This is a genomic window from Promicromonospora iranensis, from assembly GCF_028994805.1.
GTDB classification, from domain to species: domain Bacteria; phylum Actinomycetota; class Actinomycetes; order Actinomycetales; family Cellulomonadaceae; genus Promicromonospora; species Promicromonospora iranensis.
In genome coordinates, this window is sequence record NZ_JAJQQP010000020.1 from 37,220 (window position 1) to 60,438 (window position 23,219).

16 protein-coding genes are annotated in these 23,219 nt (G+C 73.5%); 13 read left to right on the forward strand and 3 right to left on the reverse strand.

Annotated elements, in window-relative coordinates:
• Positions 1-37 precede the first annotated feature (37 nt).
• The 12 genes from LUM46_RS25660 (at position 38) to LUM46_RS25715 (ending at position 17,359) form a co-directional block, all read left to right on the forward strand.
• Positions 38-3,361 carry a choice-of-anchor M domain-containing protein gene (locus LUM46_RS25660; protein WP_274998072.1) on the forward strand — a complete coding sequence of 1,108 codons (3,324 nt, stop codon included), beginning with the start codon at positions 38-40 and terminating at the stop codon, positions 3,359-3,361.
• A 76-nt stretch (positions 3,362-3,437) separates the two neighbouring features.
• Positions 3,438-6,182, forward strand: coding sequence for a TIGR03773 family transporter-associated surface protein (locus LUM46_RS25665; RefSeq protein ID WP_274998073.1), 2,745 nt, complete (start codon positions 3,438-3,440; stop codon positions 6,180-6,182).
• A complete protein-coding gene (locus tag LUM46_RS25670) occupies positions 6,179-7,771 on the forward strand; it encodes an anchored repeat ABC transporter, substrate-binding protein (RefSeq protein ID WP_274998074.1) in 1,593 nt (530 codons plus the stop codon). Before LUM46_RS25665 ends, LUM46_RS25670 begins: the two co-directional genes overlap by 4 nt.
• Before the next feature lie 13 nt (positions 7,772-7,784).
• On the forward strand, positions 7,785-8,783 hold the full coding sequence (locus LUM46_RS25675) for a choice-of-anchor M domain-containing protein (RefSeq protein WP_274998076.1): 999 nt from the start codon (positions 7,785-7,787) through the stop codon (positions 8,781-8,783).
• Positions 8,780-9,643, forward strand: a complete 864-nt coding sequence (locus LUM46_RS25680) for an anchored repeat-type ABC transporter ATP-binding subunit (RefSeq protein ID WP_274998077.1) — start codon at positions 8,780-8,782, stop codon at positions 9,641-9,643. Before LUM46_RS25675 ends, LUM46_RS25680 begins: the two co-directional genes overlap by 4 nt.
• Positions 9,640-10,494 carry an anchored repeat-type ABC transporter permease subunit gene (locus tag LUM46_RS25685; RefSeq protein WP_274998078.1) on the forward strand — a complete coding sequence of 285 codons (855 nt, stop codon included), beginning with the start codon at positions 9,640-9,642 and terminating at the stop codon, positions 10,492-10,494. The genes LUM46_RS25680 and LUM46_RS25685 overlap by 4 nt, the downstream gene beginning before the upstream one ends.
• A complete protein-coding gene (locus LUM46_RS25690; RefSeq protein ID WP_274998079.1) occupies positions 10,491-11,192 on the forward strand; it encodes an ATP-binding cassette domain-containing protein in 702 nt (233 codons plus the stop codon). Before LUM46_RS25685 ends, LUM46_RS25690 begins: the two co-directional genes overlap by 4 nt.
• Positions 11,189-11,869: an ABC transporter ATP-binding protein gene (locus tag LUM46_RS25695; protein ID WP_274998080.1), complete on the forward strand. Its 681-nt coding sequence runs from the start codon at positions 11,189-11,191 to the stop codon at positions 11,867-11,869. Before LUM46_RS25690 ends, LUM46_RS25695 begins: the two co-directional genes overlap by 4 nt.
• Positions 11,870-11,899: 30 nt before the next feature.
• On the forward strand, positions 11,900-13,435 hold the full coding sequence (locus LUM46_RS25700) for an ABC transporter substrate-binding protein (RefSeq protein WP_274998081.1): 1,536 nt from the start codon (positions 11,900-11,902) through the stop codon (positions 13,433-13,435).
• Entirely contained in the window at positions 13,422-15,227 is a 1,806-nt protein-coding gene (locus LUM46_RS25705; RefSeq protein WP_274998082.1) for an ABC transporter permease subunit, read from the forward strand. The genes LUM46_RS25700 and LUM46_RS25705 overlap by 14 nt, the downstream gene beginning before the upstream one ends.
• Positions 15,228-15,282: 55 nt before the next feature.
• Positions 15,283-15,744, forward strand: coding sequence for a DUF1801 domain-containing protein (locus tag LUM46_RS25710; RefSeq protein ID WP_274998083.1), 462 nt, complete (start codon positions 15,283-15,285; stop codon positions 15,742-15,744).
• A 79-nt stretch (positions 15,745-15,823) separates the two neighbouring features.
• Entirely contained in the window at positions 15,824-17,359 is a 1,536-nt protein-coding gene (locus LUM46_RS25715; RefSeq protein ID WP_274998084.1) for an alkaline phosphatase D family protein, read from the forward strand.
• A gap of 54 nt (positions 17,360-17,413) precedes the next feature.
• On the opposite strand, the gene LUM46_RS25720 is transcribed toward LUM46_RS25715, so the two are convergent.
• Both LUM46_RS25720 and LUM46_RS25725 read right to left on the reverse strand, forming a co-directional pair.
• Positions 17,414-17,716 (reverse strand): hypothetical protein, encoded by a 303-nt coding sequence (locus LUM46_RS25720; protein WP_274998085.1) that lies wholly within the window; start codon positions 17,714-17,716, stop codon positions 17,414-17,416.
• Positions 17,713-18,996: an inorganic phosphate transporter gene (locus LUM46_RS25725; protein WP_274998086.1), complete on the reverse strand. Its 1,284-nt coding sequence runs from the start codon at positions 18,994-18,996 to the stop codon at positions 17,713-17,715. Before LUM46_RS25725 ends, LUM46_RS25720 begins: the two co-directional genes overlap by 4 nt.
• A 402-nt stretch (positions 18,997-19,398) precedes the next feature.
• Here LUM46_RS25725 and LUM46_RS25730 point away from each other — a divergent pair, with 402 nt between their 5' ends.
• Entirely contained in the window at positions 19,399-21,399 is a 2,001-nt protein-coding gene (locus LUM46_RS25730) for a chorismate-binding protein (RefSeq protein ID WP_274998087.1), read from the forward strand.
• A 79-nt stretch (positions 21,400-21,478) separates the two neighbouring features.
• Here LUM46_RS25730 and LUM46_RS25735 read toward each other — a convergent pair whose 3' ends face one another.
• Complete coding sequence (locus LUM46_RS25735; protein ID WP_274998089.1) at positions 21,479-23,143, reverse strand: M15 family metallopeptidase; 1,665 nt, start codon at positions 23,141-23,143, stop codon at positions 21,479-21,481.
• Positions 23,144-23,219: the final 76 nt, after the last annotated feature.

Here is a 23,219-nt window from a genome sequence, read left to right on the forward strand (position 1 = left end):
CATGCCGAAAGCTCGCACTGAGAAGGAAGGCCCGTCCGTGGTCAGAAAGTCCGAACCGAGTCGTCGCACGGCGGCCGCCGCCCTCGCCCTCGGGCTCGTCGCGGCCGGCGTGCCCGCCGGCGCTTCGGCGACGGCTCAGCTCGCGGTGGCCGCCACCGAGGCGGGCCCGTCCCCGCGCGCCGTGCTTGACGAGGGCAACGCCTTTGTCAACGCGCTGCTCGTGGACGGTGAGCCGGTGGTCGACGTCGGCTGGTCCGCCGAGCCTGGTCCCGCCACGATCGCGGACCGGTATGCCCCGGACGACGTGGTCATCTCGGTGCCGCGTCCCCTTGAGGTCGCGACGTCGGACGACCCAGGCCTGGCACCGCTCGGCCCGCCCGGGACGGAGCTGTGGGGCACGAGCCAGGACTTCCCGACGCTCGACTTCACGGGGACCGACGTCGTCCCGCGCCTGAACAACTACGGCCTGCCGCGCGACCAGGTCGCGCGCAACGGAGTCGCGTGGGAGCTCACCGACGCGCGTGGTGGTGGCCTGGTGGCGATCGGTGGCCCGGTCCCGATGCCCGGCGTGACCATGAACCGGGTCTGGTACGCCGGCCACGGGCTGCACACCGACGTCACCTACGCACCGACCTGGACGAGCATCTCGCCGCCGCAGAACCAGGGCTGGCTCTTCTCGGACCTGGGTCTGCACTGCCTGGACCTGCGGGTCTCGGTCACCGGCACCGACGGCCAGGTGCGGACCTCACCCGTGGTGACGGTCCGCGTGGCCGTCGGAAACGTGCCCGACGTGGCGAACGCCGAGTGCGGAGCTCCGGTCGACCCCGATCTCCCGGTACTCCCGCCCGACGAGCCCGGTGACCCCGATCCTGATCCGGACGCACCCGACCCCGCCGACCTGACCGATCCGCGGAACAACGTGCTGCTGCCCGCCACCCACTCGGACCTGTCCCTGCGGCCCGGTGAGGACGAGCTGCGCCTCATGGTCCGCGAGTCTCACACGAACTTCCTGAAGTGGTACGAACCGGAGACGCTCGTGGTCCACGTGCCCGACGCCGCGCAGGTCACGGTGCCGGAGCCGACCCCGACGGCGGACTCGACGTTCCTCGCCCCAGCGGGCAGCGTGATCTATCGGCTGCCCAAGGTGCCGAAGGCCGGCCTGTCGTGGTTCGGTGTCTCCTCGGAGACGTTCACCGCGGAGGACTACGACCGCCTTCCGATGTTGCGGCTGGAGAGCGTGACCGGGGCGGACGGCGGTCCGCCGCCGGGCGAGTTCTTCCTCGGCGCCGACGAGGCTCACGTCCGCTCCGGGGCCGCCCCGTGGTTCTCCACCCGCCAGGGCTTGCCCCAGGCCCAGCCGGTGCTCCCGCCCAAGCTCGCCCACAAGCACCTGAGCTGGGACTTCACCGCGCCGGGCACGTACTGCGCGCGGTTCACCTCCGCGGCCACGACGACAGACGGCGCCGCGCGCGACGACGACATGGTGCTCACGTTCGTCGTCGGCGGTTCCGGCTACGATCCGACGCCGGCGTCCACCTGCATGCAGCGCGAGGCCGACCGGGCGCGCACCCACGACTACGCCCCGGAGGATGCCGTCCCCGGCGAGGTGACGCGCGTCCCGACCCCGGAGGAGCAGGGTCGGGCGTCCTTCGCCGCTCTGACCCCGCGCCTGGCCGACGGCGAGCTGAGCGTCGGCCTGGTGACGGGGGACCTGCGGGCGCACGGCGTCCGCCACGACCCGGCGGACGTGGTGCTGGCGACGGGAACGACCCCGCGCCGCCTGCACGTCGATCGCCTGCGCGAGGACTGGCGCGACGCCGAGCAGGAGTACATCGACGGATACGAGCTCAGGCCGCGCTCGGGCGAGCACAACGCCGTGGACCTCGATGTGGCCCGCCTGGACCCCGCCGACTGGACGGGCGATCTGACCTGGTCGCTCGACGACGTGACCGGGCCGGGCGAGTTCCTCGTGGTCGACGACCGGCAGGCGTTCGTGCGCGGGCACGAGGGCGCGCTGCTCAGCACCGTTCCGGGCTATGAGGCGTCCGGGGCGGAGGTCCGTCCGGGCGGGGCGAACGTGTTGCTGTGGCTCTTCACGACAGCCGGCCGGTACTGCGTGACGACCACGCTCGCGGGCACCGCGGCCGACGGGACCGCGACGTCGGCGACGACCACGCTGACCGTCGCGGCCGGCGTCGACCCGGCGGAGGTGGAGCCGTGCTCGCCCGATGGTGACCCGGACCCCGGACCCGACCCCGACCCGGATCCTGACCCCGGTCCCGGCCCCGGTCCTGGCGATCCTGCCGGGTGGCCCGTCACCGACCGCACGGTCCTGCGCAGCGGTCACGTCGATCTCCTGGCCCGCATCGGGTCCGACGCCCTGACCACCGTGGTGCGCGACGACGCCGAGGTCCCGTCCGTGGAGCACGAACCGGCCGACGTGGCGTTCGCGGTGCCGGACGACGCCCGTGACGTCGTGCCTGCCGATGACCAGTACGCCTTCCTCGGCGAGGCCGGCGACCCGGTGTGGATGCTTCCCGAGAGCCCGACCCCGGACCTCGTCTGGCCGGGCTGGAGCCTGGAGCTCCTGGACGATGCCGCCGGGGACGCGGTCCGCTGGGCACTGCTCGACGTGGATGGCCCGGGCGAGTTCGTGCTCTTCGACTCCGGCGGCGACGACTGGGGTGCGCCGCGGGTGCTGCTCGGCGACGGTGCGGACCAGCTCGACTACGCGCAGCACGCGCACGGGTCCTGGGCGTTCACCGCTGCAGGGGTGTACTGCGTGGACGTGTCGCAGACGGCGCTCGACGGCGGCGCCCCGACCGCCGCGACCGACGGCGCGACCCTGCTCTTCGCCGTCGGGGTAGACGCGCGTCGCGTGACCGAGGAGCACTGCGGGCTCACGGCCGAGGAGTTCGCGGCGGGGCCGCAGGACCCGGGTCCGGACCCGAGCCCGAGCCCGACGCCGACTCCTAGCCCGACGCCGACTCCGACTCCGATACCGACACCGACACCGACACCGACACCGACACCGACACCGGACCCGAGTGCGACGCCGGACCCGAGTCCGACGCCGGACCCGAGCCAGAGCCCGACACCGGACCCGAGCCCGACTCCGAGCACGGAGGACCCGGGTGCTTACCCCGACGACCCGGGTGCGGGCGACCCGACCCCGACGCCGCCGGGACCGCCGGCGACGCCGCCGGGGACCGGCGGGACTCCCCCCGGAGGGCCGCTCGCGGCGACCGGGTTCGAGACCGGCGCCGTAGTCCTGCTCGCCGTGGTCCTCCTCGGCGCGGGCATCGCCCTGATCGTGTTCGGACGTCGAGCAGGGATGCGACGGCGTCCGACGAGCGGGTGAAATGAGACATTCGTTCTTGATAACGATTCTCAGTCCTGGTTCACTTCGAACCGTGACTGAGAATCGTTCTCACAAAATGACCGCCCTGGCGGCCGTCGGTGCGCTGCTGGGTGCGCTCGTCGTCCCCGCGCTGAGCGCCCCGGCGCTCGCTGCGGGGCCGACGTCCGCCGCCGTGCCCGACCGCGAGTACGTGCTCACGCACGGGCACGTCGACGGCTTCGAGACCACCTACGACGCCGACACCGGCAAGCTCGTGCTGGCGGTCCGGGACGACACCCGGATCTACGACGGCGAACCCGTCTTCCGGACGCCCGAGTCGACGACCCTCGCCTACGAGGACCCGCAGAGCCAGGTCGAGCTGCCCCCGGCCGAGGGCGGCTGGGCCTTCCTCGGTGAGTACGGCGGGGACACGGTGTGGCTCGGCTCGCAGACGGGGAGCGACCAGGAACACGCCCCCTGGGTCGGCTGGAGCACCGAGCGGCTCCTGGACTCCCTGGCCGGGACCGGCATCACGCCCGCGTCCGGCCAGCCCGTGTCGCTCGACGTCGCCGTCGACGGGCCGGGTGACGTGTTCACCTTCCAGAACAACTCGTTCGGTCAGCCGATCAACCGGTACCTCGACACGACGATGTCCGACGGCGGGACCATTCCCGTGGCCGCGAACGCGCACGTGCACACCAACTGGATCTTCACCGCGGAGGGCGACTACACGCTCACGGTGACGCCGTCGCTCGCTACGGCGGGCGGGACCACGGTGACCGGCGATGCGGCGACCTACCACGTGCGGGTGGGCGAACGACCCGTCACCACGGCGGTCACCGTCTCGGCCGACCGCGCCGAGTACACGGCGGGCGACACGGCCGTCCTGACCGCGGCCCAGGAACCGGCCACCGACCTGACGGACTACCGCTGGGAGGTCGCCCCCACGGGATCGGGCGAGTCCACCACGGTCGAGGGCCAGGAGTCCGCCGTCTACCGGCGTGAGCTGGTCCGCGGGGATGACGGGGCGCGCGTCCGCGCGGTCCTGCTCGATGGCGACCGCGTCGCCGGGACCTCCGAGCACGTGGCCCTCTCGGTCGTGGACGTGCCGGACCCGACGCCGTCCCCGACGCCCACGCCCACTCCGGACCCGACGCCGACCCCGACGCCCACGCCCACTCCGGACCCGACCCCGACACCGTCCCCGACGCCGACCGACCCCGGGACGGGCCCCGAGCCGGGTCAGGACCGTGAGTACGTGCTCGACCACGGGCATGCCGATGCCTTCGAGACGACCTATGACGACGACTCCGGTCGCCTGACCCTGTCGGTCAAGGACGACACCCGCATCCACGCCGACCGCAGCGTCTACCGCTCGCCGGAGGACGTGACGCTGGCCTACGCGGACCCCCGGGGCCGGGTCGAGCTGCCCGAGGCGACCGGCGCCTGGTCGTTCCTGGGTGAGCACGGCGGCCGGACCGCCTGGCTCGGGTCGCAGACCGGCAGCGACCAGGACTACCTGCCGTGGGCCGGCTGGAGCACCGAACGGCTGCTGCCCTCGCTGGCCGGGACGGGGATCACGCCCGCCGCCGGCAACCCGGTGTCCCTCGTGGTGAAGGTCGACGGACCGGGTGACGTGTTCACGTTCCAGAACGACTCGTTCGGGCAGCCGGTCAACCGCTACATCGACACGACGTCGTCCGCCGGCGGGACCATCCCGGTCGCGGCGAACGCGCACGTGCACACCAACTGGGTCTTCACCGCCGCCGGTGACTACCACCTGGAGGTGACCCCGCGGCTGCGCACGGCTGACGGCCGCACCATCACGGGGCCGGCCGCCGACTACCACTTCCGTGCGGGAGCTGAGCGGACGGACGGTCCAGGCGGAGACGGCCCCGGCGACGGTCCGGGCAACGACCCGGGCCGGCCGCCGAGCGGCGCCCCCGGCAACGACCCCGGCGAGGGTCCCGGCGATGCTCCGGGCACCGATCCGGGCGACACCCCGGGTGCCGGCGGCAACGGCCCGGGCGCCCAGCCCGAGCAGTGCGAGGCGCAGCCGGTCACCCGCGAGGTGACCACGCCCGCCGTCGGCGGCATCAGCTCGGGCCACTTCGACTTCGGCTCGATGGTGCGGGACGGCAAGCTCGTCGCGCAGGTCAAGGACGACCGCAAGCAGCCGTCATCCTGGGTCGACCCGGCGACGCTCACCTTCAAGCTGGGCAAGGCAGCCGAGGACGAGGTGCCCTCGGGCAGCGAGTTCGCGTTCCTCGGCACTGCCGGTTCGACGATCTGGTCGGTCGGGCAGGTCCAGGAGGACGGCGTCCCGTGGATCGGCTGGAACACGCAGCACCCGAGTCTGATCGAGGCGGCGGACGGTCCCGTCACGTTCACCCTCGACGGCGTCGACGGGCCGGGGCAGCTCGGCGTGTACGCGACCGGCACGTTCGGGGGAGTGGGGGCCAAGAGCTTCGGCACCCTCTCCGGGTTCCCGAAGTCCATGTCTGTGCCGCTCAACCAGCACGTGCACGCCAACTGGGCGTTCACGGAGGCCGGCGTCTACTCGGTGACCCTGACGCAGTCGGTCCCCCTGAAGAGCGGTGGTACCGCATCGGACTCGGCGACGCTCAAGTTCTCCGTGGGCGACACGTCGGGGACCAGCACGAAGACCAGCTACGTGGGGCGTACGGCGTCCGGCGCGGAGTGTGACCTCAGCGCGGCTCAGCGCGCGGCGCTCGCCAGTACCGGCGCGAGCGTGCTCCAGCCGCTCCTGCTCGCCGGCCTGCTCGTGCTGCTGGGCGGGGCGCTCGTCGTCGTCGCGCGCCGGCGTCAGGTCTCGGCATGACGCAGGGCGCCCCATCCCGCCGACGGCGAGCCGCCGTCGGCGGGACCGTGGCGGGCGCGCTGCTGCTGGCCGGGTGCGCGGGCGGGACCGCCGCCTCGGACGACGGCAGGCTGCACGTGGTGACCACCACCGGGATCCTTGCCGACCTGGTACGGAACGTGGCCGGCGACGGCGTGGAGGTCACCTCGATCGTGCCGCCCACCGGTGACCCCCACTCCTACGACCCGACCCTGCGGGACGTGCGCGACGTCGTCTACGCCGACGTGGCCTTCAGCAACTACCTGCTGCTCGAGGACCACTCGGTGGTCACCACCCTGGACGCGAACCTGCCCGAAGGGGCCCCGAACATCTCCCTGGCGGAGTCCGCGACGAAGTACGCCGCCGAGGTGATCCCACTGGTCGAGAACGTCAACCTGGACACCGTCTGGCTCGGCCTGCGCGTCGCCGGAACCGGTGCGGAGCTCGGCGCGACCCGGGCGTCGGAGGTCCGGCTCCGGGTGACGGGCATGGACGGGCCGGGGCGGCTGGCGGGCTACCTGACCGAGACGTTCGGCCAGCCGCGGGTCTACTTCGACTCCGGCGACGGGTTCGACGCGACCGACGGGTACGCCGAGGACACCGCCACCCTCCCCACGGATGCGCACACGCACATGAGCTGGGCGTTCACCGAACCGGGTGTCTACCAGGTCGCGATGGAGTCCGACCTGGTGGTCGAGCCCGGCGCGGAGCCGCGGCCGCTGGGAACGACGTCGGTGACCTTCGCGGTCGGCGTCGACCCCTCCACCGTGCCCGGCATGACGGACGCCCAGGTGCTCGACGGCGGGCACGCGGACGTCACGGTGGACCTGGACGACGGCGCGATCGTGCTGCAGGCCGACGCACCGGCGAGCGACCACGACGATGCCGGGCACCAGCACGCGGAGACGCTGGGCCCGGCGCAGACGGTGGTGTCGGTGCCGAACAAGGCGCTCGCGCCCGTGCCCGCCCAGCCCGGCTTCGGGTTCCTGGGTCGCCCGGGTGATCAGGTCTACCTGCTGCCGCAGGCGGTGCTGGGCAAGCATGTGCACGGCGAGATCGACCCGCACCTGTGGCAGGACGTGCGCAACGCGCAGGCCTACGTGGAGGTCATCCGGGACACCCTGGCCGCGGCGGCTCCCGAGCAGGCCGCGGAGTTCAAGGCCAACGCCGAGGACTACCTGGCCCAGCTGCGCGAGACCGACGCGTACGTCGAGCGGACCATCGCGCAGATCCCGCCCTCCCGCAGGCACCTGGTGACCACGCACGACGCGTTCGCCTACCTCGGCAAGGCGTACGACGTCGACATCGCCGGCTTCGTGACGCCGAACCCCGCGGCGGAGCCCAGCGTCGCCGACCGGATCAAGCTCACCCGGACGGTCCAGGCGCTGGACGTGCCGTCGGTGTTCCTGGAGCCCAACCTCGCGGCGCGGTCCACGGTGCTCACCGAGGTGGCGCACGAGAACGACCTGCAGGTCTGCGAGATCTACTCCGACGCGTTCGACGACCGCGTCACCACCTACGTCGACCTGATGCGCGCCAACGCGGACAGTCTCCGGCGATGCCTGAAGTAGAGAAGGAGCACCCATGACATCCCGAACCACGCGGAGCCGCACAGCGACCACGTGCACGGCCCTGCTGCTCGGTGCGGCCCTGGCCACGAGCGCCGCACCGGCCGCCCTGGCCGACGCCCCGGACGACACCGGGCTGCGGCAGACGGTCGAGGCCGACGAGGAGGTCGTGGTCGAGGACGAGGTGGTGGTCGACGGGCACGTCGACGTCGGACCGCGGTTCCTCGACGGCGACTGGACGATGCTCGCGCGCGACGACCGTGAGGTGCCGTCCGTCTGGCGTGATCCCGAGCGTACGGTCCTGCACCTCGGCGACGCGGCGGTGCTGCCCGCGCCGGACGGTCCGGACTACGAGTTCCTCGGTGTCGAGGCCGGCGCCCCGCTGCACGTGGTGCCGCAGACGCAGGCGCCCGACGTCGTCTGGCTGGGCTGGAACACGCAGGACCCGCAGGTGGTCGACGCCATTGGGCAGGGCGCGACGCTCCGGCTCGACGCCCTGGACGGGCCCGGAGAGCTGTTCGTGTTCCTGCAGGAGGGCGTGTCCGGGCCGCCGAACGTGCTGTGGGACTCGGGCGAGACCTTGCCGCAGGAGCTGTGGATGGAGGTCAACACCCACGTCCACGCCAACTGGGTGTTCACCGAGCCGGGCATCTACCGGCTCGACGTGACGATGCTGGCGGACCTGGCCGACGGGACCCAGGCCGAGGACGGCAGCACGCTCGTGTTCGCCGTCGGCCAGGACACCGACCCGGCCGAGGCGTTCACCGCCGTGGCCGACGACTCCGCCGCGGCCGACCCCACGCCGTCCGCAGCGGCGACCGGCGACGCGGCGGAGCCGGACGTGACGGCCGCGCCCGCGGCGAGCGCGTCGTCGTCGGACGGCGGTGCTTCCGGCGTGCTGGTCTGGGGAGCGGCACTGGCGGGTCTGGTGCTGCTCCTGGTCCTGGTCGCGCGTCTCGTGAGTGCCCGCCGGGCGCGCGCCGCGGCCGAGCACGAAGCCGGGGACAAGTCATGACGGCCACCGTCGCGGGCGAGGCGAGCACCACCGCCCGACCGGGTGCCACCGCCGTGCTGGAGGTGCGCGACCTGGCGGTCGTGCTCGGCGGCCGGCCGGTGCTGGACGACGTCCGGCTCCAGGTCGCCGAGGGAGAGCTGGTGGGCCTGGTCGGCCCGAACGGCGCGGGCAAGACGACGCTGCTGCGGGCCGTGCTGGGGCTCGTGCCGTCGTCCGGCCGGATCGCCGTCGCAGGCCAGGACGTCCGTCCGGGCCGGGGCCGTTCCCGGTCCGCACCGGTGACCCGTTCGATCGGCTACGTGCCCCAGCGGCACGAGTTCGCCTGGGACTTCCCCGTCACCGTGGAGGAGGCGGTGCTGACCGGGCGGGTCACGCGGATCGGCTGGCTGCGCGGTGCCCGGACGGAGGACTACCGGGCGGTACGCCGCGCGCTCGACCGGGTCGAGATGACCCACCTGCGCCGGCGGCCCGTGGGGGAGCTCTCGGGCGGTCAGCGGCAACGGGTCCTGGTGGCCCGCGCCCTGGCCCTGAACCCCCGGATCCTGCTGCTCGACGAGCCGTTCACCGGCCTCGACGTGCCCACCCAGGAACACCTGACCGAGCTGTTCCGGGAGCTCGCGGACGAGGAACGAGCAGTGGTCATGACCAACCACGACCTGGTCGGCGCGGTGCACGCGTGCGACCGACTCTGCCTCCTGAACCGGACGGTCGTCGCGTCCGGCACACCGGCGGAGCTGGCCGGTCCGGAGCCGTGGATGAGGGCGTTCGGGGTCTCGGCGGGGTCACCGCTGCTCACGGCGATCAGCCAGGTCGCCCTGGGGCGGTCGGCCGACACCACGGACAGGGGCGTGCGCTCATGATCTCGCCCGTCGACTTCGTCCAGGACCTGCTCAACCCCGACCTCGCGTTCCTGCCCAAGGCGCTGCTCATGGCGGTGCTGTCCAGCGTGGTGTGCGGGGTGGTCGGCACGCACGTGGTGCTGCGCGGCATGGCCTTCATCGGCGACGCCGTGGCGCACGCCGTCTTTCCCGGGCTCGCGATCGCCTTCGTGCTGCAGGGCTCGCTCGTGCTCGGCGGCGCGATCGCGGGCATCACCACGGCGCTCCTGGTCGCGCTGTTCGCCCAGAACCGCCGGCTGCGCGAGGACTCCGTGATCGGCGTCTTCTTCGTCGCCGCGTTCGCGCTCGGCATCGTCATCATCTCGACCGCTCCGGGTTACGCGGGCTCGCTGCAGGACTTCCTGTTCGGGTCCATCGTCGGCATCCCCGACGAGAACGTGCTGACCGCCGTCGTCGTCGGGCTGGTCCTGATGGCCGTGCTGTTCGCGTTCCACAAGGAGCTGGTCGCGGTCAGCCTGGACCGGGAGACGGCGCGTGCTCTCGGCCTGCCGGTCCTGCGGCTCGACCTGCTGCTCTACGTGGTGGTCGCGTCCGCGATCGTGATCTCCGTGCAGACCATCGGCAACGTGCTGGTCCTGGCGCTGCTGGTGACGCCCGCGGCTGCCGCCCGGCTCCTGACCGATCGGCTCGGCCCGATGATGCTGCTCGGCCCGACCATCGGCGGGGGATCGGCCCTCGTGGGCCTGTACCTGTCGTGGAGCCTGGACCTGCCGGTCGGCGGCACCATCGTGCTCGTCGCCACCGCGGTGTTCCTGCTGGCCTGGTTGTTCGCGCCGCGGCACGGCGTGCTGACCCGTGCCCTCACCCCATGACCTACCCGAGCACCCTCGAGGGCATGTCGTACGTGCCGATGGATCCCCGGTCCGTCCTGTCCCTGCGTGACGCCGAGGTGCGCACCGCGGAGGGCGCGACGCTGCTCGTCGTCGACGCTCTCGACGTCCGCGCCGGGGAGCGCATCGTCGTCACGGGGCCGTCCGGGAGCGGCAAGTCGCTGCTGCTCAGCACCCTCGCCGGGCGGTGGCCCGCGGGCCTCCGGTTCGCCGGGCGGCGCACGACGGAGCTCGACCGCATCGGCTTCGTCCCCCAGCGCGGGCTCGACGCGCTGCACCCGCTCGTCCCGCTCGCCCGTCAGCTGCGCAGGGTGACCGGCGCCGACCGGAGCAGCGTCGTCAGGGTCCTCGAGGCGGTGGGGCTCGACGATCCCGCGCTCCACCGGCGGCGTCCGACCGAGCTCTCGGGCGGTCAGGCGCAGCGCGCGAGCGTGGCGCTCGCGGCGCTGACGAACGCCCCGCTCGTGCTTGCCGACGAACCGACCAGCGCGCTCGACCACGAGTCCCGCGACCAGACGCTGCGACTGCTGGACGAGATCGTCGGCGCCACCCAGGCGCTCGTCGTCGCCACGCACGACGCGGCGGTCGTCCGGGCACTCGGAGCTCGTCACCTCGCCGTGTCCGACGGTGTCGTGACCGAGCTCTCCCCGCGCGCCGAGCAGGGAAGCAGCCGGATATGACCGCACGGCTCTCTGCTCCGATCCTCACCATCACGGGCGTGACTGCCGTCCACGGCCGTGGTGCACGCGCTCGTGCGGTCCTTGCCCCGACGAGCCTCGACGTCCGGCCCGGCGAGTCCGTCGCCGTGGTCGGCCGGTCCGGCGCCGGCAAGTCGACGCTCGCGGACATCACCCTCGGCCTGCGGACCCCGTCCGAAGGGCGCGTGCTGGTCGGCGGCACGGAGTGGTGCACTCCCTCAGCGGGTCCGCCCCGGGGAGAGCGCCGCCTCGTCCAGGGCGTCCCCCAGGACCCGTCGGCCGCCTTTGTGCCCCGCTGGACCCTGGGGCGGTCGATCGACCAGGCGGTCCGCAGGCTCACCGGGGAGCGTGACGTCGGATCACGGGTCCGCCGGGCCGCCGAGCTCGCCCGGCTCGACCTCCAACTGCTCGATCGCCGGCCGTCGGAGGTCTCCGGCGGACAGGCGCAGCGCGCGGCCATCGTCCGCGCGGTCGCGCCGGGCCCGGTCGTCCTCGTCGCGGACGAGCCGACGAGCGCGCTCGACGCCGACACCGCCCGCGCCGTCTCGGCGGCGCTGCTGTCCATCACGCAGGAGCTGGGCATCGCCCTCCTGCTGGTGACGCACGACCCGACGGTCGCCGAGCACTGCACCCGCACCCTCACGATCACCGCGCCCTGAGAGCGCCGACTGATGAACGGAACCCCTCTGATGACCACTCGAAAGCGCCGCGCCCCTCGCCGGCTGCTCGCGCTCGTGACGATCTCCCTCTCCCTCTCCCTCCTCACCGCGTGCTTCTCCGAGTCCGGTCCCGCCGGCGGGACCGGGTCCGACGAACGCCTCTCCCTCGCGATGCTCCAGCCGCCACGCTCCGGCCTCAGCCCGCTGAGCGACGACGCCTTCAAGCTCTCGCGCTGGGCCACGGCCGAGACCCTCGTCGTCCTCGACGAGGCGGGGGAGGCGCTCCCCGGGCTCGCCACCGGGTGGGGGCAGGTCGACGACACCACCTGGCGCTTCGCCGTGCGGCAGGACGTGCGGTTCCACAACGGCAACGAGCTCACGACCGGCTCGGTGGTGAACTCGCTCCAGCACGCGATCGACGCGTCCCCGGTCCCGCGCATCCTCGACGGTGTCGAGCTGACCGTCGAGGCCGATCGCGACGAGGTGGTCCTCACCACCGCCGAACCCGACCCGCTCCTGCCGCACCGCCTCTCCAGCCCGCAGCTCGCGGTCCTCGCCGCCGAGGCGTACACGGACAGCGGGGTCGACCCCGCAGGGACGGGCACCGGACCGTTCGAGCTCACGGCGGTCGACGGCGTCGTGGGGGCGACGCTCGAGCGCTTCGACGACTACTGGGGCGAGCCGGCGAGTGCGGCAGGCATCGACGTGCGGTACGTCCCCGACGGCACCGCCCGTGCCGCCGCGCTGCGCACGGGCGAGGCGGACGTCGTCGAGGCGATCCCGGCCGGGCAGGCGGCGTCGATCGACGCCGACCTCATCACCGAGGTGCCGATGCCGCGCACGAACACCCTGTACCTGAACACGGAGACCGGCCCCTTCGCCGACCCCGCCGTACGTGCCGCCGCGCGGGAGGCCATCGACCGCGCCGCGATCGTCGAGTCGGTGTACGAGGGGCGCGCCGACGTCGCCGAGGGGCTGCTCGGGCCCGCACTGCCCTGGGCGGCGGACTTCCGTGAGGAGGCTGCCTACCGGGAGCTGCTCGACGGGCGGTCCGCACCGGCGGACGTCGACGGCGTGCCGATCACGCTCGGTACCTTCACCGACCGGGCCGAGCTGCCCGAGGTCGCCGTCATCCTCGAGCAGCAGCTGGAGGCGGCCGGCTTCGACGTGCAGCAGGACGTCCGCGAGTACCAGTTCATCGAGGCCGACGCGCTGGACGGCGCGTTCGACGCGTTCATCCTCTCCCGCGCCACGGTGCTCGACTCCGGGGACCCGGTCGCCTACCTCGCCTCCGACTTCACCTGCGAGGGCGGGTTCACCATCGCCCAGCTGTGCAGCCCCGACGTCGACGCCGAGATCAGCCGCGCCGCACAGACCGAGCCGGGCGAGGACCGCCAGCGGGCGAGCATGGCCGCCGAGGCGCGGGTGCTCGCCGCCGACGCCGCGATCCCGCTCCTGCACGAGCGCGTCATCCAGGGTGAGTCGGCACGCGTGGTGGACGCCGTACGGGACCCCCGCGAGCGCATCCTCATCACCGCCGACACCCACCTCGATGCGGCACAGTAACGTTCTCGGGATCGTCTCCCGCCTGGTCAGCGGGGTCGCGCTGCTGCTCGTCGCCGGGGCGCTGCCCTGGCTCTCGCAGCGTGACCCCGCCGCCTCGGTCCTGCGCGCCCGCTACGCGGAGCTCGAGCCCACCCCCGAGGCGCTCGCCGCGATCCGCACCGAGCTCGGGCTCGACGGCGGACCGGTCGTCACCAGTATCCGCTGGTGGTCCGGCGTGCTCCGCGGTGACCTCGGCACCTCCTGGGTGAGCGGCGGCGACATCGGGCCAGGGGTCTGGAACGCGCTCGGCGTCTCCATGACGCTCACCCTCTTCGCCGCGGCCGTCGCGCTCGCCATCGCCGCGGCCATCGTCACGCCGGCCGCGTTCCGGGTGCTCCGCGACCGTCCGCAGCGCGGCTCCGGACCCGTCGGGGTCGCACTCACCGCGCTGCCCGAGTTCCTCCTCGCGAGCGCCCTGCTCGTCGTGGTCGCCGTGCAGCTGCAGTGGCTGCCGCCCTACGGGTGGAGCGGCCTGCACACCGCGATCCTGCCGGCGCTCGCCCTCGGCATCCCGGCCGGCGGGCTCCTCGGCCGCCTCCTCGCGGACGCGGTCGCCGGTGTCACCGAGGAACGCTGGGTCACCGTGTGGCTGCTCGCGGGTGCGCCGCGCGCGGTGATCCTCACGGGTGTCCTCCGCCGCGCCGCGGCCGCCGTCGTCGACCAGCTCGGGCTCGTGCTCATCGGCGTGCTCGGCGGCGCCGTCGCCGTCGAGCAGGTCTTCGCGATCCCTGGCCTCGGCCGCTATCTCCTGGGCGCCGCCAACGCCCAGGACCTGCCGGCCCTCCAGGCCGGGGTGCTGCTCATGGCGCTCGCGGCCGTGCTCGTCGGAGCGCTCGCGGGGCTCGCTCGCCGCGCCCTGCGCGGCGGACCGCTCCCGCCCGGGACCCTCCCGCCGCCGGCGGAGCGGCGCGGCGACGACCGGGCCGCCCGCCGGACCGTCGCGGTCGCACTGGGCCTGCTGCTCCTCATCCTCGCCCTCGGACTGCCGCGGGACCCGTACGCGATCACCCACGAACGGCTCGCGCCGCCCAGCCTCGCGCTGCCGTTCGGCGCGGACGCCAGCGGCCGGGACCTCCTGGCCCGGGTCGCGCACGGGACCCTGGGTACCCTCCTGCCCTCGGTGGGGATCGTCCTGCTCGCCATCGTCGTCGCCCTGCTCCTGGCCGTGCTCGGCGAGATCGCCCGCGGGCCGGCCGAGATCGCCAACGCGACGCCCCCGATCCTCGCCGGCGTCATCATCGCCGCGCTCCTCGGCCCCTCGGTCGGCGGCGCGGCCCTCGCCGTGCTCTGGGTGACCTGGCCACCGCTCACCGCCCACGCCGCGGCCCTCATCGACGAGGCGAACGCGATGCCCCACGTCAGATGGCTCCCGGTCGCCGGGATCTCCCGCCTCGAGATCTGGGCACGACACGTGCTGCCCGCCACGGTCGGACCGCTGCTGCGCCACGGCATGCTCCGCCTGCCCGGGGTGGCGCTCGCGCTCGCGGCGCTCGGCTTCCTCGGTCTGGGCGCGCAGCCGCCGCTCCCCGAGTGGGGCCTGTTGCTGGGCGAGGGCATCGACTACGTGGAACGCGCCCCGTGGACCACGCTCGCGCCCGCCGTGGCGCTGGTCCTGACGTCGGTGTGCGCCGTGGCGGTCGCCGGTCTCAGGAACAACCGCACGACCGGGAGCGCGACCGGCCCTCGGACACGGACCGGCCGGGGCGGCGAGCCGGTCAGGAATCGAGAAGCCGCTCAGCGGACGGAAACCTAGTGTGGATCGCGAGGCGCGCACCCCCAGCGAACGAACCCACCGAGGAGAAGAGCCGATGACCGACACCTCTGCCACGCAGAAGAAGGACGGATTCTCCGCCGAGGAGCGCGCGGCGATGAAGTCGCGTGCGGCCGAGCTGAAGACCGAGGCCAAGCGCGCCCGAGGAGCCGAGAAGGCGGCGGCGGACGAGGCGGACGTGCTGGCGAAGATCGCCGAGATGCCCGACGGGGACCGGGAGATGGCCGAGCGGGTCCACACGATCGTGACGACGGTGGCACCGGAGCTCGCGCCGAAGCTGTACTACGGGCAGCCCGGCTACGCCCGCAGGGGCAAGGTGGTCTGCTTCTTCCGCAGCGGGCAGCTGGACAAGGAGCGCTACTCGACCTTCGGGTTCAGCGTCCAGGCCGAGCTCGACTCGGCGGACGGCCTCTGGCCGACGGCGTACGCGCTGGCGGACCTGTCCGAACCTGCCTGGGAGCGCCTGGGCGAGCTCGTCCGGCAGGCGGTCCACGGCTGAGGCGCTCGCCACCGCCGATTCACCCGGTCGTCGGGCGCCGGCCACCCGGACGTCTTCCGGCCTGGTTAGAACGGGTCTCATGAATCCTGGTCCCGAACTCAACCGGCGGACGCTGCTCGGCGCCACCGGTCTTGCCGCCGCCGGACTTCTCCTGCCGACCGCGCCGGCCGCGCCGGCCTTCGCCCGGTCCGGCCGCCCCGCGCTGACCCACGGCGTCCAGCTCGGGGATCCGCGGCCGGACGGAGCCGTGGTGTGGACCAGGGCCGACCGGCCGTCGCGCATGGTCGTCGAGATCTCCCGCGATCCCGACTTCCGGCGCTCGACACGGATCCGCGGCCCGCTGCTGACCCCGCGGTCCGACGGCACCGGGGAGGTGCGCCTCACCGGGCTCCCGGCCGGACAGGAGGTGCACTACCGGGTCACGGCGCAGGACCTGGACGGCCGTGCCGACAGCCAGGCACTGGTCGGGCAGTTCCGGACGGTGCCGCGGGACCGGCGGGACGTCCGGCTCGTGTGGTCGGGTGACGTCGTCGGCCAGGGCTGGGGCATCAACCCCGACATCGGCGGCATGACGATCTACGACGCCATGGCCGCCCGCAACCCGGACTTCTTCCTGCACAGCGGCGACACCGTGTACGCCGACGGACCCCTCCAGGAGTCGGTGACCCTGCCCGACGGGCGGGTGTGGCGCAACGTCGTCACCCCGGAGAAGTCGAAGGTGGCGGAGACGCTGGCCGAGTACCGCGGGCAGTTCGCCTACAACCTGCTCGACGAGAACGTCCGCCGCTTCGCCGCCCAGGTGCCGCAGATCGTGCAGTGGGACGACCACGAGGTGACGAACAACTGGTACCCGGGCGAGATCCTGAACGACGAGCGCTACACCGAGCAGCGTGTCGACGTGCTCGCGTCGCGCGCGTTCCAGGCCTTTCACGAGTGGCAGCCGGTGCGCAGGCAGGACGCCGTGGACGGCCGCGTGTACCGCAAGGTGTCCCACGGTCCGCTGCTCGACGTCTTCGTCATCGACATGCGCAGCTACCGCGACCCGAACTCGACCGGCACCACGCCGGAACGGATCCTCGGCGCTCGCCAGGCGCGCTGGCTGGTGAACGCCCTCGCGGCTTCCCGCGCGACCTGGAAGATCATCGCCTCGGACATGCCGATCGGCATCACGGTGCCCGACGGCGACAAGATCGAGGGCGTCGCCAACGGCCTGCCCGGCGTGCCCAACGGGCGCGAGGCGGAGCTGGCATGGGTGCTGCAGCAGATCAGCCGCCGGCGGGTGCGCAACACCGTCTGGCTCACCGCGGACGTGCACTACTCCGCCGCCATCCACTACGCGCCGGAGCGAGCCGCGTTCGAGGGCTTCGACCCGTTCTGGGAGTTCGTCGCCGGTCCGCTGAACGCCGGCGCCTTCGGCCCGAACGCGCTCGACCCGACGTTCGGGCCGCGCCAGGCGTTCGTCAGCTCGCCGCCGCGCGCCAACACCTCGCCGCTGGAGGGCTTCCAGCACTTCGGCGAGGTCAATGTCGACGGCACGACGGGACAGCTGCGTGTCGACCTGCGCGACCAGGCCGGTCGCTCGCTGTGGGCCACCACCCTCGACCCGAGGCGCTGAGGCGCAGCGGGACCCGGTCCGCGGCGGCTCGGCGTCGTGAGCGGGACTGCCTGGTCAGTGCCCGCCCGAGACCAGGAAGACCAGGCCCGTGACGATCGCCCCGACGACGACCGTCATGCAGAGGATCGCGCCGACGAGCCGCACGGGCGTGGGCCGCGCGATCGTCGCCGCGCCCGGGGCGCGTCCGGCGGCGTCGTGCGGGGCCGGTTCCGCCGAGGCGGCGGTGTCCTCGCCGTCCGGGGTGGTGCCTGCCCACAGGCGCAGCCCGAGCGCGAACAGTGCGGGGATGCCGGCGCCGACCAGCATGCCGGCCACGAGGACCTGGCCCAGTGCGCTCCACTCGATGAGGTCGCTCATCGCATGCCTCCGTTCGCCGAGGTGTCGGTATCCGGGGTGCCGACCGTCCGCACGGACTCGATGGCGGGGCCGACCGAGGACGCCGTCGCGACGGCGGGCACCGGGGCGACGCGCTCGCCGCCGGCCTCACCGGTCGTGGCGGCGACGGGCTCGACGTCGGCGCCCTTGTCCTCGTCCCACTTCTCGTTGACGTTGGTGTGGTCGACCGGCTTGCGCCGGGACGCGATCCAGATGGCCGCGGAGGAGGCCACGAGCACCGCGACGACGGCGAGCGTGCCGGCGGTGCCGCCGATGGCGGACTCGAGCCAGTGGCACAGCGCGCCGACGAGGCCGGCGGCCGGCAGGGTCAGGCCCCAGGCGACGAACATGCGTCCCGCGACGCTCCAGCGCACCTTCGCCCCCGGCATGCCGACGCCCGAGCCGAGCACGGAGCCGGTGGCGACGTGGGTCGTCGAGAGCGAGAAGCCGAAGTGGCTGGACAGCAGGATGACGGCGGCCGAGGAGGTCTCGGCGGCCATGCCCTGGCGGGTGTCGATCTCCACGAGCCCCTTGCCGAGCGTGCGGATGACCCGCCAGCCGCCCAGGTAGGTGCCGATCGCCATGGCGATCGCACAGCTGAGGATCACCCAGAGAGGAACACCCGCGTCGGCCGGGACGGCTCCGCCCGCGATGAGCGCGAGCAGGATGATGCCCATCGACTTCTGCGCGTCGTTCGTGCCGTGCGCGAGGGAGACGAGCGACGCGGACCCGATCTGGCCCCAGCGGAAGCCCCGGCTGGTCACCTCCTGGGACACCCCGCGGGTCAGCTTCGCGACGCACCACGTGCCCAGGCCGGCGACGGCGATCGCGATGAGCGGGGCGAGGAGAGCCGGGACCAGGACCTTCGACACGACGCCGGCCCACAGCACGCCCGACGTGCCGACGGCAGCCAGCACGGCGCCGACCATCCCGCCGACCAGGGCGTGCGACGAGCTGGAGGGGATGCCGAGGAGCCAGGTGAGCAGATTCCAGACGATGCCGCCGACGAGCCCGGCGAGCACCACGGGAAGCGTGACGACCCCGGCGTCGACGATGCCCTTGGCGATCGTCGCGGCGACGGCGAGCGAGAGGAAGGCACCCACCAGGTTGAGGACGGCGGACAGCGCGACGGCGGTCCGGGGCTTGAGGGCCCGCGTGGCGATGGAGGTGGCCATCGCGTTTCCCGTGTCGTGGAAGCCGTTCGTGAAGTCGAAGGCAAGCGCGGTCACGACGACGAGCGCGAGCAGGAGCGTTTCGGTCACGGCGTTGATGATCGGAGAGAAACCAGGTCCTGTGCTGTGATCCAGGCCTCGGTCAGGACACTGTTTGCCGAGTGTTCACCTGGCGTTCATCTTGCGTCCGCCTCGTCGGAGCAGGAGGGATCAATACTTCGCGCCGCGCGTGGTCGAGACGCCGGTCGAGACGGCCGGTGACGTACCCGCGCTATGTCGTCCGCGTGGCTACCTGTGGACAGCCCGCACCTCGCCCGGCTACCGTTCCGGCCATGACGTCGCACCTGATCTCCCAGGACTGGTGGCCCGCCGACTAGGCGGGCTCGCGACGCATCCACTGACACGTCCACGACCGCCTCGCCCCGAGGCGGTCGTTTCGTGTTCCCACGAGGCGGTCGGTCCGGGCGGGCACCCCGAACCGAGAGGCCACGCATGTCCCGCATCCCTGGCTCCACCCCCTCCTCCAGCACCTCCGGTGGTTCCTCCGCCGTCAGCCGTCCCCTGCTCGAGCGGGTGCTGGCCTCCGACGGCACCCTCCCGTTCGCCCTCCTGCGCCGCGAGGGCAGCACCGAGGTCGAGGTGCTGGTCGGCGACGTGGTCGACGTCGAGCTCCTGGGCGACGTCCCGCTCGACGGCGCGCCGGTGCTCGCGATCGTCCCGTTCCGCCAGGCGCGCGAGCGCGGCTTCACCGTGCACGACGACGGCGCCCCGCTGCGCTGCCTGGTCGTCCGGGCGTCGGAACGGGTCTCCGTGGCCGACGCCGTCGCCGCGCTCCCGGCCGAGGCGGTCGCCGCCGAACCGCTCGGCGTCGACATCCCCGACGACGAGTACGCGGGCATCGTGCGCCGCGTGATCGACGACGAGATCGGCCAGGGCGCGGGCGCGAACTTCGTCGTGGCGCGCCGCTTCGAGGCACGCACCTCCGCCGCACCCGTGCTCACGCTGGCGTCGTGGTTCCGCGCGCTCCTCACGCACGAGGTCGGCGCGTACTGGACGTTCGCGGTGCACGCGCCGGCGTCCGGCACCGAGACGCTGTCCCTGGCGGGCGCCACGCCCGAGCGGCACCTGACCCTGCACGACGGCGTCGCCCGGATGAACCCGATCAGCGGCACCTACCGCCATCCTGCGACAGGCCCCACGCGCGACGGCGTCCTCGAGTTCCTGCGCGACACCAAGGAGAACGAGGAGCTCTTCATGGTGGTCGACGAGGAGATGAAGATGATGAGCGCGCTCTGCCCGGAGGGTGGCCGCATCGTGGGCCCGTACCTCAAGCAGATGGCCCGCCTCAGCCACACCGAGTACCTGCTGGAGGGCCGGACCACCCTCGACCCGCGCGAGGCGCTGCGCCTGACGATGTTCGCGCCCACCGTGACCGGGTCCCCGATGGAGAACGCCTGCACCGTCATCACCCGCCACGAGACCCGCCCGCGCGGCTACTACTCGGGGTTTCTCGCCCTGTTCGAGCCCGAGGTGACCGACGGCAACGCACCCGCCGCATCAGAGGCCGCGGGCTACTCGCTCGACGCCCCGATCCTCATCCGCACGGCCTACCTGCACGACGGCGGCCGGGTGTCCGTCCCGGCCGGTGCGACCCTCGTGCGCCACTCCGTGCCGGAGCACGAGGTCGCGGAGACCCGCGCGAAGGCGTCCGGCGTGCTCGCCTCGCTCGGGCTGGTGCCGCGCGGTGCCGGGCCGGACGTCGCCGTCGACCTGAACGCGCAGCCCGGCGTCGCCGAGGCGCTGACCGCCCGCAACCGCCAGCTCGCGGAGTTCTGGGTGCGCCCCCAGGACGCCGTCCCCGCCGTGACGACCACGGCGCTGAGCGGCCGGGACGTCCTGATCGTCGACCACGAGGACCAGTTCACGACGATGCTCGCCCATCAGCTGCGCCACCTCGGGCTGAACACCCGCACGGTGCGGTGGGACGCCGTCGACGACGTGCTCGCGGACGATCTCCTCGTGCTCGGGCCCGGGCCGGGCGACCCGCGCGACCACGAGGACCCGCGGATCGCCTCGATCGTGCGGCGGATCGGCGAGCGGGTCACCGCAGGCAGGCCGCTGCTGGCGGTCTGCCTCAGCCACCAGGTGCTCGCGGACCTCGCCGGCTTCCCGGTCCGCGCGCTGCCCGCGCCGCGCCAGGGCGTGCGGCTCGACGCCGACGTGTTCGGCACCACCGCCGCCATCGGCTACTACAACACCTTCGGCGCGCGCCTCACCACCACCGTGGCCGCCGCCGCGGACAATCCGGTGGCCCGGCTCGCCCTGGAGCCGTCCGTCGACACGGACGGCGTGCTCACGGCCCTGCGGGGTCCTGGTGTGGCCTCGGTCCAGGGCCACCTGGAATCGGTCCTCTCGGCCGACGGGCTCACCGTCCTGGACGGCGTCACCCGGCACGTCCTGGGTGTCCCGGCGGAGCCTTCCCCGGCCCGCTGACCGGCGCCTGTTCCGCTTCGCGCATGCGGTCCGGCACGACCCCACGCCGGGGACCATGCCGGACCGCGTGCTCGAAGCGTCAGTCGTCCGTGTCCTCGGTCGGGTCTGGCGGGGTGGAAGGTGCCGAGGGGCTGGGGGCCGACGTCGGCGCGGGCGCCGACTGGCTCTCACCGGCGGGCGTCGGGGTGGGGGCCGGGCTGGGTGAGGTCTCCGCCGGCGGCGCGGGCGGCGGGGCCGGCGGGGCCGACGGCTCCTGGCTGGGCTCCGGCGGAGAAGGCACCGGCGTGGGTGAGGGGGAGGTCGGGGGCTCCTGGCCGGGCTCCGAGGGTGACGGCGTCGGCGAGGGTGACGGTGAGGTCGGGGGAGTCGTCGGCTCCGGCGCCGGCTCGCTCGGGGTGGGCTCTGGGGTGGGCTTCGGGGTGGGCTTGGGCTTGGGCTTCGGGTCGCTGGGGGTCGGCTTCGGCTTCGCACCGGGCTTGGCCGGCTTCTGCGACGGCGGCCTGGTGCTCGGTTCGTCCTTCGCCGCGGCCGGCGTGCGTGGCCGGCTGGCCGTCGAGTCGTCTCCCGCCTCGGGGTCAAGCGCCGGTATGGAACGTGCACCCGAGGCCTCGGAGGAGCCGGACGGGAGGTCCGAGCGCCAGGTGCCGACGTCGGACGGGTCGAGCGCCCGGTCGGGGACCGCACCCGCCGCGAAGAACTCGAAGTGCCACGGCTCGGGCTTCGACCCGCCCGGCCGCGCCCACGAGGGGTTGTCCCAGCCGTGGTCCGGGCCGTGCACGCGGAGCCACCTGTACTCCGGGGACGTGCCGCCGGAGATCGGGTCGCTGAGATCCACCGCCAGACCCCAGCCGTGGTTGGACGTGCCCGGTACCGCGGCCAGGTGGGGCTTCGCCCGGGCCACGGCGATCTGCTCCACGTAGGACCGGTAGGAGTCGGTGATCGGGATCGGGTACCCGAACTCCCGCTCGAACCTGGCGCTCAGCGCCGTCAGCCGTTCCGCGGCGTCACAGCGCAGCATGTGCCCCGACGCGAACTCCAGCGGGCAGAGCACCGCTGCCGGGATCCGGCCGTTGGCGTAGCCCTGGGTCGACCCGCCGAACACCGTGACCACGTCGAGCAGGTTCGAGCGCAGCGAGGAGCCCGCCCCCTGCCGAGGGCCGCGCGACCCGGTGATCAGCGAGGAGCCCGGGGACTCGTCCGTGCGCTGCACCTCGACGGACGAGCCGGGCACCGACTGGTCCAGCAGGTTCGCCAGCCGCACCGCCGCGACCACGACCTGGTCGTAGGTGACGTGGCCCGCCTCCGCGTCCGCCGCGTCCGGCCGTCCCGCCGCGTCCGGCCGTCCCGCCACGTCCGGCCGGTCCGCCGCGGCGCGCACGAAGGACACGGGCCTGGCCGACACGACCTCCTGCCGCGTGGGCTGCTCGCCGCCGCCGTCGTCGTCCCGCTCGCCCGACGACTGCCGCTGGCCCTGATAGGTGGCGTAGAGCATCCCGAGCTCGGCAGCGGCCTGCGCCACCGTCGGGCTGAAGTCCGGGCCCTGTTTCCGTGCCAGCTTCTCGGCACGCACCAGGACCGCCGCGATCTGGTCGAGGCTCACGTCCGCGGGGACGGTCCGGGCCCGAGCGACCGGCTCGGCCGTGACCGGGACGTAGCGCTCGGCGGAGAGCTCACCGTCGCCGTCGGGCACATCTCGGGAAGGGGGATTCGCCGAGACGCTGAACAACAGTCCGCCCGCCGCCACGGTAGCGACAATGCCCGCCCATCCTGTGCGGAACAATCTGCGAGAAACCGGTCCGGATACGGGCACAGCGAACTTC